This is a genomic window from Spirochaetota bacterium, assembly GCA_034190085.1.
Taxonomy (GTDB): domain Bacteria; phylum Spirochaetota; class UBA4802; order UBA4802; family JAFGDQ01; genus JAXHTS01.
The window spans coordinates 1-16,540 of record JAXHTS010000085.1; the positions used below are offsets into that span (position 1 = coordinate 1).

The 16,540-nt window shown below is 36.9% G+C and carries 12 protein-coding genes; 3 read left to right on the forward strand and 9 right to left on the reverse strand.

Translation table 11 applies throughout. The features are described 5' to 3' along the window. Nucleotides 1–164: 164 nt before the first annotated feature. Complete coding sequence (locus tag SVZ03_17400) at nt 165–623, reverse strand: hypothetical protein (protein MDY6935980.1); 459 nt, start codon at nt 621–623, stop codon at nt 165–167. A 45-nt stretch (nt 624–668) separates the two neighbouring features. Continuing rightward, complete coding sequence (asd, locus tag SVZ03_17405) at nt 669–1,517, reverse strand: archaetidylserine decarboxylase (protein MDY6935981.1); 849 nt, start codon at nt 1,515–1,517, stop codon at nt 669–671. A 422-nt stretch (nt 1,518–1,939) separates the two neighbouring features. Between asd and SVZ03_17410 the strand changes: the two genes are divergently transcribed. Beyond that, nucleotides 1,940–2,563: an MBL fold metallo-hydrolase gene (locus SVZ03_17410; GenBank protein MDY6935982.1), complete on the forward strand. Its 624-nt coding sequence runs from the start codon at nt 1,940–1,942 to the stop codon at nt 2,561–2,563. Nucleotides 2,564–2,658: 95 nt separating this feature from the next. On the opposite strand, the gene SVZ03_17415 is transcribed toward SVZ03_17410, so the two are convergent. Continuing rightward, nucleotides 2,659–7,899: a DUF6079 family protein gene (locus SVZ03_17415; protein ID MDY6935983.1), complete on the reverse strand. Its 5,241-nt coding sequence runs from the start codon at nt 7,897–7,899 to the stop codon at nt 2,659–2,661. Beyond that, nucleotides 7,883–8,866, reverse strand: coding sequence for a tetratricopeptide repeat protein (locus tag SVZ03_17420; GenBank protein ID MDY6935984.1), 984 nt, complete (start codon nt 8,864–8,866; stop codon nt 7,883–7,885). Before SVZ03_17420 ends, SVZ03_17415 begins: the two co-directional genes overlap by 17 nt. 299 nt (nt 8,867–9,165) lie before the next feature. Between SVZ03_17420 and SVZ03_17425 the strand changes: the two genes are divergently transcribed. Further along, nucleotides 9,166–9,795 (forward strand): lytic transglycosylase domain-containing protein, encoded by a 630-nt coding sequence (locus SVZ03_17425; protein MDY6935985.1) that lies wholly within the window; start codon nt 9,166–9,168, stop codon nt 9,793–9,795. Nucleotides 9,796–9,818: 23 nt separating this feature from the next. On the opposite strand, the gene fliG is transcribed toward SVZ03_17425, so the two are convergent. After that, nucleotides 9,819–10,835, reverse strand: a complete 1,017-nt coding sequence (fliG, locus tag SVZ03_17430) for a flagellar motor switch protein FliG (protein MDY6935986.1) — start codon at nt 10,833–10,835, stop codon at nt 9,819–9,821. Then, nucleotides 10,835–11,683, reverse strand: coding sequence for an RnfABCDGE type electron transport complex subunit B (locus SVZ03_17435; protein ID MDY6935987.1), 849 nt, complete (start codon nt 11,681–11,683; stop codon nt 10,835–10,837). The genes fliG and SVZ03_17435 overlap by 1 nt, the downstream gene beginning before the upstream one ends. A 309-nt stretch (nt 11,684–11,992) precedes the next feature. Between SVZ03_17435 and SVZ03_17440 the strand changes: the two genes are divergently transcribed. Then, nucleotides 11,993–12,637, forward strand: a complete 645-nt coding sequence (locus tag SVZ03_17440; GenBank protein MDY6935988.1) for a hypothetical protein — start codon at nt 11,993–11,995, stop codon at nt 12,635–12,637. Between the two features lie 7 nt (nt 12,638–12,644). On the opposite strand, the gene SVZ03_17445 is transcribed toward SVZ03_17440, so the two are convergent. From SVZ03_17445 to SVZ03_17455, 3 genes are all read right to left on the reverse strand, one after another. Continuing rightward, nucleotides 12,645–13,244: a TetR/AcrR family transcriptional regulator gene (locus SVZ03_17445; GenBank protein ID MDY6935989.1), complete on the reverse strand. Its 600-nt coding sequence runs from the start codon at nt 13,242–13,244 to the stop codon at nt 12,645–12,647. 192 nt (nt 13,245–13,436) lie between these two features. Next, entirely contained in the window at nt 13,437–14,465 is a 1,029-nt protein-coding gene (locus tag SVZ03_17450; protein ID MDY6935990.1) for a radical SAM protein, read from the reverse strand. A 199-nt stretch (nt 14,466–14,664) separates the two neighbouring features. Next, on the reverse strand, nt 14,665–16,371 hold the full coding sequence (locus tag SVZ03_17455; GenBank protein ID MDY6935991.1) for a hypothetical protein: 1,707 nt from the start codon (nt 16,369–16,371) through the stop codon (nt 14,665–14,667). Between the last annotated feature and the right edge of the window lie 169 nt (nt 16,372–16,540).

Here is a 16,540-nt window from a genome sequence, read left to right on the forward strand (position 1 = left end):
CATATTTTTGTTCAGGAGGAAAAATTTTTAACTTCTTCTAAACTAATAATTTTTTAAGCTAATAATAGGTGGAACTCTTCCAAACTTACCAGCATAGCTGGTAGTTAAATTTATAATTTATACCCAACGCCAATCGATACAAAATATAGCTTATTCATAAACGATTATATTTGTCTGCCATTTTTTAGGGATAATGACTCACTCCTACCTGACGCATAGGAGAGTTGAATCATATTGAGAGTGAACCTGTATTCACACAAGTCATGATTAACATAATGATGCCATCTGACTTTCCCATTCCTTCTATTAACCTTTAACAGGTAATGATGCTCATCTCCGTCTACAAAAATGAGATAGAGATATCTCTCAAAGATAATCTGTAAAAAAGATTTTCCTGGAATGAACCATGCGGTTGATCCATTCACCTTTCGAAGAGCGAGGAGTTGTCCATTAAGCTCTCCGGACTCACAAGCAATATAATATTTATCATCATCTTCAATTATATTGGAAAGACAACCTACACTCATAAGCTTTTTAGCCCAGAGCTTTTTGTTATTGGACATACATAACAGGATTGATTTGTCGATATCATAACGCAATATTGAAGTCTTCATTTCAAACATTTGCGGGTAGCTATTATCCATGGTATATCAACGTGTTCCAAGAGTTTAGAGAAAGGAAGCGATCCTCTCACCTACTCTAACCTTTGTACCAATTATAATATCTTCAAATTTTACAGCATCCTTCTGAAAGAGTAGAATAACAGTTGATCCAAGATGAAAAATGCCCAGTTCCTCGCCTTTACTGATCTCAGGTTGTGAGTCTTGATGAAATAATAATTCACATCTCTTCCTGAACGCTTTATTGGTTACTTTATCAGAATAACTTAGGCTAATCCTTCCCACATTCATCGCTCCAACCTTGCATACAGCTACCATGCCATAATCACCCATAATGTAGCTAATAAAACGTTCATTTATGGTGAATAATCCCTTAAGACCATTGACCATATAGTCCTGAACAGTAAAAAGCTTTCCAGGGATATGGAAACACCCAACAACTCTGCCACTAACCGGCGAGTGAATACGATGATAGTCTGCTGGGGAGAGATAGAGTGTCATAAAAGCACCATCAGTATAATCTATACAACTCTCAGAAGGGATTAGATCTCTAAGGGAATACTCAATGCCCTTTGCCTGAATCAGATTTGTATGATTTATTTGACCGAATTGATCTACTACAGCATCCACCGGAGAGATGACGGAAGCCTCTGAAGAATCGAATATATGTACACCTTCCCTAAGATTCCTTGTGAAGAATTGATCAAAGGATCTAAAACCGCCCTCTGGGACGAAAATTTCATCCTTATTAACTCCATATTTACTGCAGAAAAACTCTATTAAGGGATGTAATATAAATTTAGGCAATGATATTTCCGCAAGGCCGCCTACGATTCTTGAAACAAGGGCCTTGGGAATTATTTTAAAGAGAAAGATTAACAAATTTTTATTATTCACATTACTCATTTTCTCATGATGGAGGCCAAATATTAGATTAACTTTGTATATATGTCAAGAATTTAAGTAACTACTCAGCTATGCTTGTTTTTTCTTAACAATTTCTATAAAATGTTAGTTATCTTGAATATTTATGAACACCTCTGATTTTTTGCTTATTAAAAAATATTACTATTCAGTACATTATAAGTTGTTTGTTATCTTTTTTCTATATAGCTGAGTAGTTACGAATTTAAAAGTTCAAGCATTAGTCAGAACCTTATTATAGAAGGAATAGAAATCTAAAAATGCTTTCAAAAGTGAGGACTCCCTCAAAAGTCTCAAGAAAAATTTTTGTTAATTAAAAATTATCTTGCCAAAAAAGGAATTAGTCTTATACAAAGACTCCAATCTATTTTTTTAGAATAAAGTAGCTTTTGATTATGATTATTGAGCAGATACTAGTTACAGGGATGCTTGTCTTTTGCTACCTCATTGGTGAAGAGGATTCTCGGGAAGGAGTTTTGATTGACCCTGCAGGCGATTTTCATAAAATATTTGAAAAGGTGAATGAACATAGAATAAATGTAAAATGGATAATAAATACACACGGCCATTTCGATCATATATCAGGGAATTCATATGTAGTTGATAAAACAAATGCTGGATTACTTATTCATAGATTTGATGAACGAAAATTGAGAAGCAGAATAAACCGATTGCTATCTAGAATGATGGGGGGTATGACATCCCCAGATCCTGTTAAGTATTTGGATGATGGAGACGAAATAGAGATCGGGGATATTAAATTAAAGGTAATTCACACCCCTGGTCATACAAAGGGCAGCATCTGTATATATTTGAACGGACACATCTTTACTGGGGACACCCTCTTTACTGAAGGGTTGGGAAGAACTGACCTCCTGGGGGCAAATCACAATGAAATAATACTCTCAATTAAAAAGAGGATACTCACTCTTCCTGATGAAACAATAATCTGGCCTGGTCACCATTATGGAATATCAGCAACCTCAACAGTGAAAGAGCAAAAAATGATATATCTCTAATTGCCTGTCATAGAAAATACTCAAAGGTACTGGAGATTTAATCCAATCACTCAGCGATCATGCATTCTCGGCAAATCCTATTTTCAATCGAAAACTCATCTCCTCTCATAAAGGGCAAGGGGTATTATTCTCTCATAAAATGAATTCCCTCCATGAGTGTATCTCGGTTCATTTTTCTCCAGATAATCTCCCCTTTCAATAAAACCATGATCAGAGAGAATGCATACCTTACGATCTTTGGGGATCCCCTTCAGCAAGGGGATAAAAATCTCATCACAAAATAACAAAAGCTCCTCTGAGAGGCTAATGATTCCCTGTTTTGTTGAATGAATCTTTTCATCTAAGGAAGTAAATGATACAATTATTCGCATCTCTTCATTATTAGCAAAGATCTTCCATAACTTCTCTTTTTTATATTCTCGTTCTGCAGCGCTAATAAACATCCATTTACTGCCTCGGGATTCAAAAATGAGTCCGCTCTCTACTAACTCCACATCAGAAAAGAGATTTCTTCGAAAGGTTAATGTGTCAGAGGGAGAAGCGCTTAGGAAAAGCCTCCTATCCTTGAGCTTGAGCAATGAATTGTCCTGAATCCTTTTTTCTAATTGTAAAAAAAGATCCACCCTGAGAGAATCGAATATAAAAAAAATCCACATAGGGCTGGCAAGTTGATCAATAAAAAAACCTATATCCAGGTTATCATCCTTCTCCCAATTCCGAAAATTCATTTTAAAATATTCATCACAATCACCCCTTATCTCCCTCCCCTGCCTGGTAATCTTTTCCTGAATAATATCAATTAGTATATTGTTATTTAAGGAGAGCCATCCAATCTTTTCAAACAAAAAGAGCGACTCAAAAGCTGAAAAGAGATAATCTTTATTAAAAATCTCTTTTTTACAACTCTCTTGATAATATTTTTTAAGCGAGGCATCGAGCATAAAAATTGACAAAAGAATGCTAGAATGGGGGGAATCATCGAATTGCATTCCACTGGTAATATCTTTCGTAATCTTTATCCCTTCCCTTATAATCAACTCAATAATCCTATCACGGATAAACCTGAATCCACTAGCTGACTTGAATAGAGCATGCAGCCCCTCAGGCTTCATCTCCTTTACGCATAGAAGATTAAACACCTCGACTATAGTGTCCTCCCTAAAAAACTCATCCCAACAAACATCTGACTTTAATATATCTCTTCCAATCTCAATCGCTGAGGATACCTGATGGAGATCAAGATCAATAAATAACACCCTTTTAATTATGTCAAAATGCGCTCCATTCTCAACATCATAGAGCAGCCATGCAAGGGCAAAGGCTTGTACTTTAGCTGCTTCATCATCAACACTAATAATGCGATTAAGCTCCTCCATAAGGAGAGCGGGCAACGATGTCTTTCTGTCTTCATTCAATCCCACTATTTCGAAGATCAACTCCTCTCTTCCGTCACCCGAATCCGCTTCAATCCATTCATTGAATATCCGCATCAACTCATTCTTCCTGAACCGCCTTCCATAGATTGAGTTGTAAAAATCCCTTATTCTCCTCCTCACAATCTTGATGTTACCCGACAACGCCCTATTTAATAGGCTAATGGTCTCCATGTTTGCAATCCGCAAAAGATCATTATCGCTTGTCCTCTTTGGGTCAAGCTCCATGATCTCCTTTAATGCGTCTCTTTTATCAACATCGCCACTGGAGAAAAGCGCCCCCACATAATTTATGATCTTACTCCTATTTGTCGCATGATTTAAAGCATGGATATACTGCTCAATACCTCGTCTGGCTATGCATTGAATCTGTGTAATATCAATCCTTAACTCACTACCCTTTAGTCTACAATCACAGTAGGGCTTATGATCAAGCTCCTTTGAGACAGACCTTCGACAGACTGACATACTCGCTTCCCTCATTAGGGTATCAATCCTTATAAGATCATCCTTAACTGATATTGTATCAATTCTGGAAAGATTGGCCAAGGCTCTATAAGGGGGAGTAAGTTTTATCTTATCAACCTCTTCTATAATTTCAGATGTATGAATCTTTTCATGCGCTTTAAAATAATTAAGTTTATAGTCATCCTTAAACTCGTTAAACCTATCTATTATAATCCTGATCTGATTATCAATAATCAGATTCTCTATTCTTTTAAAGCAATCTAAAAGCAGCAAAAAATCACTCTTTAGTCTCTCCTCCTCTCCAAGATAAATTTCGTGATCAGTTAAATAGGCATATATGAAAATCAATTGATCAAGCTCATTCTGCAAAAAAAATCTGAATCGACTATCAATTTCCATGTCCTCTTGTAGATATGATTTTGTCCCCATAGACTCTATAAGAATGTCCAGCCCCTCTCTGGAGGGTTTGCTCACCTTTATGTTTGACATAAAACCAATGAGCCTGTCATAAGAATCTCTAATCCTATCAATTTTATTCTCCCTGAAAAGGGAGTATTCCTCCAATGTGTCAAGACTTGCCCAGCTCTCCCTTATGTTGCTCTCCTGGTTCCTCTTAAACTCAACCAACTCATCCCATATCCTCTTTTGTGTTTGAAGATGAATATTCTTTGAACTCAAATTCAAGGTAAATGGCTCAAGCATGCTGTAATTTTCAATAAAAAGCGAGGAAATCTCTTCCCCGGTATATATAGCATCAGAGGAACCAATTACTAATGGATCCAGCCTTTCAGGTCTTAGAGATCTTCCAGATTTTTCTATGGTAATAAATCCTGAATAGGAGAGAAAAAAGAGGTACAGGGTAAAGAGTTCCCTCTGTATCCCATACTTACCCTTTCTAAAGATCCTGTAAAGATCATTAAATGAACCCTTGGTCTGTTCAATTTCGTAAAGGAGATCCTTGATGAATATATTTTTTGAGGGATCCGGCGATATTCTATAGACATTCTGAAGGATCTTTAAAAGCCCGCTGTTCTTTAGCAATGCATCAACAGCGTTTTTCATGACCCTGCTTGCCTCAAAATTAAAGTCAACCTCCCCCCTCTCCCTGAATAAAAGGATAATCTGTCTATATGTTTCAATGGATTCAATCTCAAAACCAGGCATAACCCTGGAATGAGAGGGGAAGGCTGCCCTTAACAAATCCTTAATCATCAACTCTACTGTCTTCTCAAATGTGCCAGTAAGTAGCACCTCGCCTGTAGTTACGACTCCCTCCTTAATTAAGGAAAGATTCCCGGATGAATACAGCTTCTTGATAACTCGGAAAGCCTTTTCTTCAGCATCCTTCACAATATCAGTTAAAACCTTCACTCCCCTTTCCTGATTATCCTTGCTATAATTCCTTTCAAACACAACAATCCTGGCATAGGCATTGAGCAGCAAATCAAATTCTGACTCTGATGGCATCTGCGGCTTCCAAAAGACAATATTATCCTTCAGCGGAGATACAACCGCTGTACTCAATGCCGCAAATTTATCCACAATCCCACCATCCATAACGGGGAAACCTAGAAAGAGGATAAAATCATACTCATCCTCACTCAAATATCTATCAATTGTGGCTAACTCTTCATCTGATATCTTCCCAATATCTTTAAGATAAACGCGTCCCTCCCTTAGAGTATTCTCAAAAGGAATCCCTACCACACCATCATCGCCCTTAAAATCAAACAGGGGCAAAGCTTTATCCTGAAGACGAGAGATAAAAAACCAAAGCGCCTGTTTCTCAATATTTACATTCTTTGCTATAAATTGCCTAACCTTGCTCTCAAAAAGGACTATAAGGCTTTCTTCAAATTGTAAATAAAATCTATCCCTTACTGGAGATGTGCCCCTCTCAACACCGAGATAGCCGCATTTCATCTCCATCTCCCTTAGTATCTTTTCCCTGATAAAGGTATAATTGTATTCCGGGTCAAGCTTGATCCTTGCCTCAAAAACGAGATGCGCCAGTTCCATAGCCGTTGGCCTTCCCACACCTGGCAAAATTTGAAAGAGTAATATAAGCTTAATGACGCGAATTGCTACATTTCTGTCATCTGATTTAGTAAATATGTTCGGGATCTCCCTCTCAAAAGCAGAAAACACACTGGTCATTAGCTTATTATACTCAATACTCTCCTCAAGATTATTTCTAAAGTGATCGAATATGCGGTCAGGATATAAAAGCGTATCAGCGCTCTCATTAATGATACCTGAAAAACCTCGAATAGGATCTCCCTTGATCTCAGTATAGATAAAATCGACCATACCACGTGTCTTCGAGAAGATGCCCGTGATACCCTCAAGCATTTTGAATGTTGCGGGATGCACAGGATATATTGATCGGAAATCCTCCTTGGATATTTCCCATTCAGGAAAGGAGTCTGCAATGGAAATATAGACGTCATCAATAAAATTAATTGTCTCGTTACTCTTTAGCAAAAGCCTCCTTTCCACTAACTCTCTAAGATGAATCGATGTTAGGTTTATTCTAACTGGATAGCGATCTTTTATACGATTAAGCCCATCAGTAGAAATTTCAGCAACCTCCTCTATCGCTTCCTGCATTGACATCACAATCCTTAAATTCGTCTCTCTTGCCCTCTCGCCCAAAAACTGTATGAATCTTATATCCTCTGAGACAAGATCGCCCCTATTTCTTGCCCTTAAGAACTCAGATAGCTCATCAATAAGCAAAAACATTCCCCCAGGATATCTTTCGCATAGCAATTCTCCAATATTCTTAAAAATATCCTGATAATCATAAAATGGTCTAAAGGGAATATTATATTCCTTTAAAAAGCCGAAAATCACATTTGACTGACCTGCCAGGGGAAGTAACCCTAAATCATCAACTTTTATGGATTTAAGGTAGTCTAAAAATTCTTCCTCTATGTTTGGCAAAATAATCTTTTCAAAATCAGAGACAACCCTCTCAGCATCCCATACAGACTCCCCTATTCCATCCCTCTGTAGAGCCGCAGATATCTTCTCAGCCACAATCTCCGCAAGGCTGTTTGAAACGGAGTAGTCGGTTAGGGTAATAGAAACCGGAAATACTCGTTTATCAATTAGATCGGTCTTATAAGTCGCAATTTCCGGGCTCGCCCTCCTAATAGTATCCATCATCTGCGGAAATTTGAGGAGCGCAGAGAGAAATGCAAGCAGATGACTCTTCCCAGAACCATAGTTCCCCTTTATTATAAAACCGCATCCCTCACCCTTTCGCACTGTGAATAGGATAGCTTCAAGGGCGCGCAAAATATCCTCGGTTATAACAAAGGATAACACAATCCTCTTGTGAAGTTCCTCCTCGCTCATGCCTTCAGCCGCTGAAACCTGTATTACCGTTTCCACTTCCGGCACTTCTATTATGTCACAAATTCTCCTCATCCTCAATCTCTTTGCCTAATTTCTTAATTCTACTCCATAGATTAGCGTATTGTCCGGATCCTTCAGCAAGCTGAAGCATCCGTTGTATTAGCTCCTTTTTATCATTTATTGATTTAGCTGAGGCAATAATAGTAGAAAGGAAGATGTTGTCCCTAAAGTTGGGATCTGACAGACTGATGAAGATATTAAAGGCCCTGGTGTATTCCTTCATCCTGTAATATAAGTAGGCAAGACCCCTTTGATTAAACTCGCTTCCATCAATAGAGATCAATCTTTTATATATCTCTACTGCCTCATCAAACCGTCCCTCACCCTTTAAGCTATCCGCGAATAGCTTCAGGAGATGAGGATTTTCATCATCAGATATATCCATTAACTCCTGAATATTTGATGAACCCAAATTCCTTTCCCTTAGTCTTAGAGACAACTTCTGTGAATAATAGAATTTGTTATTCTGATCGAGCTGTAGGGCTCTATTTATTGCCTCTTCAGCCCTATCTAGATCTGAAAGATTATCATAGATCTGAAAAAGAAGATAATGGATATCAGCCCTATCAGGGAATTTATCTCTTCCAATGATTGCATATTCCAAGGCTTTTATAAGGTCATTCTTGAGATAATAGGTCCTAGCGATTCTCTTTATTAAAAAGTAATCATTATCATTTCGTTTGATAATGTCAAGGAATAACGTCAGCGCATCATCATATCTCCCCCTTTTAGCCAATATATCGCCCTTTCTCTTTATGGCATATATGCTATCAGGTTCACCTTTTAATATTAACTCCACATTCTTTTCTGCATCATCAAGTCTTTCCATCTTGATATATAAATCAATTAAAAGCCCAATAATATATGGATCAGAGGGATTCATCTCCAGAGCCTCGAAGAGAACACCTTCTGCCTCACGATAATTTTTATTTCCAATAAGCCCCTTTGCGATATTTATTATCTCTTTTTGAGTGGTCATATATTTATCTGCAGTATTATACGACTTGTTCTGCAATATTGCTCTCAGATCACCCACTAATAAATCAACTATGAGTAATTTTTAACAGGTAAGATCTAATATCAATTAATTCGGGAATCCACAAGTAAAAATTATCATCTTCAGATCTTTTATATGCACTTAATATCCTAATCAAATCCAAATATCATTAATAAATGTTTATATAAACAACAGACCAGCATCAACAGGGGTTAAGCAGTAACAGTTATCATAAAAAGCCTTTACAATTCACATAGATAAGAATACCCTACCGTTATATTATGATAGCAAATACTCGAATTCCGGCAACACTCTTAATTCTCATTCTACATTTCATTATTACATCCTTGGTATACCCTGAAATAAAAAAGAAGATACTGAAGGACGGCACCATTGAATATTATTCAGAAGAGAAAAAAGACATTGATCAGCACAAAAGGGCTCTATCCAAGAGTCCGTATAATAAACTCATCAATAGGATATCTAAAAAGGAGGGAGCAGACCCTTACCTAATAAAATGCATAATCAAGATAGAATCCAATTTTAATCCTGATGCAGTTTCAAAGGCTGGAGCCATGGGACTTATGCAGATTATGCAGGAGGTGGCAAGATACTACGATGTTAAAGATCCATTGAATCCAGAAGAGAATCTAAAAGCCGGCATAAAACACCTAAAATCCATCATAGTATATTTTAATAATGATATCCCCCTTTCTCTCGCAGCTTACCACGCTGGAATCGGAAGGGTGAAGAAAGCGATGAAGATTCCTCCCATCAGTTCAACAGTAGACTATGTAGACAAGGTAATGTTATTATATAGCGGTAAAAGGATGAATGAAATAAGGACAAAGGTCAAGAGTCTCTATAAAAGGATTGAGAAGGATGGAACCATCGCAATCTCCGACAAGTAACAGTGATTTTTTGACTCAATTCCTCACTCAACATATTTTTCCCGTTCCTTCCTGATGTTTATCATGCCATTGTCATTTAGGCTTATCATGATTGATGCAATCATATGCCTGGCATCCTTTATTTCAGCCAAGCTCAAAGGACCCATGTTGAACATATCGGATAGAACATCTGTTGCCCTATTTCTGCTCATATTTCTCAAAAACTTGAATCTGATCTCATCTCCCGCCCCTTTGAGCGCCTTTGAAATGATATGATCATCATTCACCTCATCAATGAGTATTTGAACCTCCTGATGGCTCAGGTTTACAACGTTTTCAAAGGAAAATATTCTTTCTCTAATATTATCAGCGATCTGTGGAATTGTGGTATCAAAGTACTCCATTAATCTCTTTTCCTGATCAAGACTCATGCGATTTAATATATCAACAATTGCATTCACGCCATCTGGCGCTTCATAGTTGTTGCTAGACTCTATAAGCTTTTCGTACTTCTTCTTGATAAACCGCACGATTTCAAGAACAGCTTCAGGGGATGTTTTCCCCAGTCTGGCCATCCTCTTTGAAACCTCTTTTGCAATATACGGTTGAAACCTATTCAGAACCTCAGCGGATTTATGTGGAGATAAATAAGCAAGGGTAACAGTTATGGTTTGCAGATGTTCGTTTTCTAAAAACGATGCTAATATTTCTGAATCGACGTCCCTTAGAAAGGCGAAACCCCTCTCAAGATCCTTTCTCGTCAGCTTAGTGAACACCTCCTCCGCTTTCTCTTCACCAAATGCCGACACAAGCAGATTTCGTGCTACAGTTTCACCACCAGACAGGGTTCCCTGATTTCTCTTAAATTCTAGCAGAAACTCGCCTATCATCTCCTCCTTCTCTTCAATTGACAAGCTATCCACTTTGGCTATCTCTACAACAATCTTCCTTATGCTATCCTCGTCAAGATATTTCAACACCCTTGAAGCAGCATCAGGACCAATGGCAATCAGGAGAGAAGCGACCTTCTCCATGCCTGTCATCTGATCGATTGACTTCATTATACTGATATAGTAACCCTATCAAAATTAATAACATTCTGTGGACATATATCAACACATTTCCCGCAATTAATACATTTATCATAATCAATAACTGCAAGAAAATCGATTACATCAATGGCCGTCTCAATATCAGGATTCTCGGTAAAGACCTCTTTACACGCCTTGATGCATCTTTTACATGCAATACAACCAACGGAACACCCCTTTTTCATTATTGGAGCCTTTTCTTTATTATTACAGAGAATATGTACCCCAAAACCTTCATCAATGAGGGTAATAATCCCCCTTGGACAAGCCTCAACACAATTGCCACATCCAGTACACTCTTCCCAATCCACAGATGGAAGTCCGCTTTCTAAAATGCGAATTGCTCCAAAGGGGCAGGAGTTCACGCAATCTCCAAGTCCTAAACACCCATACTTGCATACCTTAAATCCTCCCCTAATCTGTCCAGCAGCTAAACAGCTTTTGGGTCCATCATAGATAAATTTAGTTTTTGTCGCACCCCTACTACCCTGACAGCATACCCTCGCCTTCTTAGGAATAGCAATCTCAGCCTCAACTCCCATGATATCACAAATCTCATTGGTTACATCAGGTCCTCCAACCGGGCATAGGTTCAAAGATACGCTGCCTTCTATTATATTAGATGCATATCCAGCACACCCAGCTTCTCCGCATGCGCCGCAATTAACGCCTGGAAGAGCCTCCAATACTAACGCAAAACGAGGATCTTTATCTACTTTCAATTTCAATTTTGCATAGGATAATACAAATCCGAAGATAACTCCAATGGCAGTAATACTTATAACCGATGAAATCGAGGGTACAATAATCTCAATCATCTATATCTCCTTTTCCTTACACTTTCTCTTATTATAAATTCGAAAAATCACTTTTATCATAAATAGTCATCGCATTCCATATCTGATATGAATTTATATCTTGATGAGATTGCGAAGGTTAATCCCTAACGATTATTAAATAAAATTTATACTTGAAAAAAATCAATTATTATTTCAATATCTCATCACATTTTGTTTAAATGTGAATTTACAATTAAACATTGGTTTTTCTATTACTCAATAACTCAAGTTTCGTCAGACTTTATTTAGCGTGGTAGGAATATCTAATTAATTACCGAGGATAACTGCTTGAAAAACCAGGATATTCAAACAGAATTGATCAATGCAGTAAACAATGGAGATGATATTGTATTCTTATCTTATTCCATGCTCGATGATACAGAGGATAGAATTAAGCTGGTTCTGCAAATAATTTTGAAGAATTATCAAAAAGATGAATGGTTTACACCATTATACTCCTGTATTAAAGAGTTATTATCAAATGCTATAAAGGCAAATGCAAAGAGGATACTTATTGACGAGGGAGTAATCAAGGATCCAGATAACATAATAGAAGTGGTTAACAAATTAAGAACAATTCTAAATGAGGAGTCTTTGCTTGAGTATGGAATAAAGGTTAAGGAGAAGAGGCTATCCACAAGAATTTTTTTAATGGTGCAGGATGACACACTGATCATTAAGGTTGTAAACAACCTGCGCCTCTCATCAAGGGAGTTAAAAAGAATAAATGATAGAATAGAGAAATCCTACCATTACGACAGCATAGCAGAATTTTATCTCGATAATCCAGATCCAGTTGCTGAGGGCATGGGTCTTGGTCTGTCAATGGTTGTGGTGCTTCTTAAAAATATCGACATTGATCCCCACAATTTCACCGTAACCACTGATGGTAGAGAAAAAACATACGCAAAAATTGAAATCCCTCTAAATTAATGTACCCTTATTTCTTCAGATATGCCATTATCATGGCTAAGCAGGTTCGTGTCATCTGATCAATATTATATTGAGACTTATTAAAAGTCCATTGAATGGCAATAACAGCGATCATAGATGTGATGACATACGCTGTATTGGAAGAGTTTACATTATTAAAGACTCCCTTTTTAATACCAATTTCAATAACCTTCTTTATCTCATTGAACATCAATTCAGTGATCTTATTATTAATATCCTTTATTCTTTCATTTATGGTCATTTGTGCTGTAAAATGAATCATAACAGGATATATCGCTGGATTTCTCTTTGCTGCTACAATATAGGCGATTATTATAGCTTTCAGCTTCCTTTCAGGAGTTCTATACCTTTCTGCTCTCTTTGTAATAATATCCTCAACCGCTGTATAGATCATTACAAGCAAGCTCACTAAAATATCCTCTTTAGTCTTAAAATAGTGAAGAATTCCTCCCTTGGATAAACCGGCTGTATTAGCAACATCCTCCAATGTAAAATCACTACACCCCTTTAGGGCAATTACCTCATAGGCTGCTTCAAGAATCTGAGTCTTACGCATCTCTTCCCTTGCTAAGTTTTTCGTAACCATTTCCTTCTCCAAACCACATAATCATAGCGCAAATTCATCTGTACACTCTGTATATAAAAAACAATACATCCTCCCATTTGCACTAATATAATCATTCATTAATCATCACTACTCGGAAAGTGATATAATTTGTATACATAATTGCAAATAGAACCATATAAGTTACCGGACATTAGACATAATGCTATATCTTTAATTAAATCCTACCCTCTTAAGTCTATAGAAGCTACCCCTTTTGGTACTCCTCTCTTCTATTTTATCATTTATCAATAGATATTGCAGCGACTCTGTTAACTTAGGCTTTTCAATTCCAAGTATAATCGATAAATCATTAAGGGTTGATGGCCTTCGTTCAATTGTAGAGAGCACAGCCTTTGATACTTCCTTTAATCCAACATCTATCTCATCATTGTTGAGCACAGAATGTCGATGCACATGCTGCACAGAGGAAGCGCGACATTGGATATCGTCAGCTTGTTTACAGTGATCCTTGTAAGCGTCCTGCGAGCCAACTATTTCAACCACAAGGGGAGCTAGATTATATTTAATTTCCTGTAAGCTATCTATTGTAGCAGCCTCAATCCATTCCTCTGAACCCGGTCTGTCAAGTGTATTGAGATGAATTCTGTCAGGTCTTATCCTTAAACAAGCATCTCGAATTCCCTCAATTTCTGATCTACGATCATTAATTCCAGGAACAATAAAAATCTCAAGAATAATCTCACCACAATACTCCTTCCTGAGTTCAATCAACCCGTTAATCACAGTCTTTACATCTATCCCTGAAATGGGCCTTGTAATTTTATCAAAGACACCTTCACTGATAGCATCTATTGATGGAATAATAATATCAGCGCCCAATACTGATTCTCTCACATCTTTATTATAGAACAGGGTTCCGTTGGTCAAAAGCGCGACTCTGTATTCTGAATAACTCTCCTTTAAAAAAGTGATTATCCTTTTAATACCACTATGAAGGGTTGGTTCCCCTGAGCCTGAAAAAGTAAGCACATCAAGGGTTGGTCTGACCGATAGATATTCACTTAGCTCCGCTATAACCCCATCCGTAGGCACATATTCATCTATTCTTGAAGTTAGATTGCTCGTCTCCCCACATTCACAATATATACAGTTTAGTGTGCATGTTTTGTATGGGACTAAATCAATACCTAAAGATAGACCGAGTCTCCTTGAATTAACTGGACCGAATATATATTTCACTTGATTAAACCTATAAGCTTAGTCCGGCCATTTATACAATTTGATTGCTTTCAGTCTGTTTATTAGTTTAATCCTACTAAACAGAAACCTATCTGTTTTGCCTGCCTATTGAAGATTTATTATTATTTGTGCAGCAAATCCCACATAACAGTCAAACAGCACTACTCAATATATATGAGATATTCCTACTTTAAACCTGTTACTGACAAAAATTTATCCTCATATCAAAGGAAAGGTTGCTATCTACCCTCTTTCCAATTACGAATACGCTTCTCATTCTGTTTATCAACCTATAAAGGGCTGGTTTTGAACTAGTCAATAGCATTAAAATTTGTTTAAACTGGTTCCCTTCATCGAATTTGACATAAGAAACAAAAAAGGTTTGGTTGTCAACTTTTTTAAATTGCCGGTAATTCATATCACAAATGTTTTTCTCAATGGTATTAATTGTACTGTATAAGAATTGAAGATTGTTTCCTATACAAAATCCTCTATCTATAGCAACAAAATTCATCTTATTCCCATGTAGGGATTTATACCAAAATGAATCAATACCCCCTCCTTCCTCTCCAAATCTGCCAGTCTTGCGATACTTTTTATCCATCTCCTTTTTTATACTCTTCCATAGTTTACTATTTTCAGATTTATCCTGCAATGGATAAAATATAATGTAATTATCAAATCCCTTGTCTAACTTAGATTTTTCAATAACAAAATTATAGAAATCAATCGGATAAGAGACAAAATAATTTGTCAAATCAATGCCAAAACTATGCGTAATATTTTTTGTGAATAGTGTTAAATCATACCCATCACTCATTACGTTATTCCCTCTTTTCCATATGCTCTGAAGAACCTTAGTGTCAATTGAGGAGTAGTAATAAACAAGCGGATTCTCTACATATAATGCCCTCCCTGCCATCCCTATCTTTAATATCTCCTTTAATGTCTTTGCATAAAGACTCTCGTTATTCATTCCCAAATCAACCTTAATGTCTATTTCAGTGGATTCAATCTTCAAGCTTAGGCCTATATAATTTATGGAATCCAATTTTGACTCCTTTTTAATCTGCCCCCTTTTAGGAAATTCCCTTTGCCCTGTATCTGTTTTTTCAGTTTCCGATATATATTGCTTTTTTATGAAGGCTTTCTCTTTTAATGAACTGGTTTTATATTTATTCCCCCCCACATCCTTATTATATATATACTCTTTAACAAACTCCCTCTTTAAAAAGATATTAATATCACTTATCCTCTCAATCCTCCCCTTGTATGCTTTGTAGAGTGGATCATCAACAATGCTTATCTCATTTGTCTCTCCAGCTTTTAAATCAATTATTCGTTTTATTGAGCCTCCAGATGAGGTAAGAATAAAATAATCATCAACAGTCGTAAAAAAGATATCCTTCAATACTTGACCAACTCTATGTCTCTTGTAAGAAGCAATAATCGGATCCAGATCGATATCGGATCTATTGGTATTTGCCCTTTGAATTATCTTGATAAATTTCAGGTAAAAGTTATCGCTTTTTATAGGAAGAAATATAAGCATATCCTCCGACTCCCCTTTACCCTTCAGGCATGCCAAGGCTAAGGGTCGCTTAGTGTCAATTCCCGCTTTTCTTACGGATTGAACATCATATATATCAATATCCGTTTTCCTTTTGAATGTATTAACCCATTGTGTCACTCCAACTGAATAATCATTAAATATTATATTATTAAATATATAGGATACAATGCCAATGGTTTTATCAAGCCCTGAAACCCTCACAAAAAGGATTGCTGATGCTGGTGTGATTTCATCAAGCTCTGAAGACCCAATCCCCGCTACAGGTTCTTCATCTCCACTGACAAAGTATATTGGGAAAAGGGCAATAAATAAGGCTAATAGTATTCTATTCATAGCATTCACCCCCTTATTATTCAATAGATGAATCGATTTAACATCGTTTTGTTATGAGCAAAGAGAATTCAGCGTTTGAGGGATGAGTTGAAAAGATGTATAAATCGGCTTCACTGCTTAGGCGGCTTCATGCCCTCTATTTTCATTGATGGTAGTGAAAGTGGAGAAA

Coding starts and splice junctions, on each gene's coding strand:
- SVZ03_17400 (MDY6935980.1), bottom strand. CDS start 623: ATGTTTGAAATGAAGACTTCAATATTGCGTTATGATATCGACAAATCA.
- SVZ03_17410 (MDY6935982.1), top strand. CDS start 1,940: ATGATTATTGAGCAGATACTAGTTACAGGGATGCTTGTCTTTTGCTAC.
- SVZ03_17415 (MDY6935983.1), bottom strand. CDS start 7,899: ATGAGGAGAATTTGTGACATAATAGAAGTGCCGGAAGTGGAAACGGTA.
- SVZ03_17420 (MDY6935984.1), bottom strand. CDS start 8,866: ATGACCACTCAAAAAGAGATAATAAATATCGCAAAGGGGCTTATTGGA.
- SVZ03_17425 (MDY6935985.1), top strand. CDS start 9,166: ATGATAGCAAATACTCGAATTCCGGCAACACTCTTAATTCTCATTCTA.
- fliG (MDY6935986.1), bottom strand. CDS start 10,835: ATGAAGTCAATCGATCAGATGACAGGCATGGAGAAGGTCGCTTCTCTC.
- SVZ03_17435 (MDY6935987.1), bottom strand. CDS start 11,683: ATGATTGAGATTATTGTACCCTCGATTTCATCGGTTATAAGTATTACT.
- SVZ03_17445 (MDY6935989.1), bottom strand. CDS start 13,244: ATGGTTACGAAAAACTTAGCAAGGGAAGAGATGCGTAAGACTCAGATT.
- SVZ03_17455 (MDY6935991.1), bottom strand. CDS start 16,371: ATGAATAGAATACTATTAGCCTTATTTATTGCCCTTTTCCCAATATAC.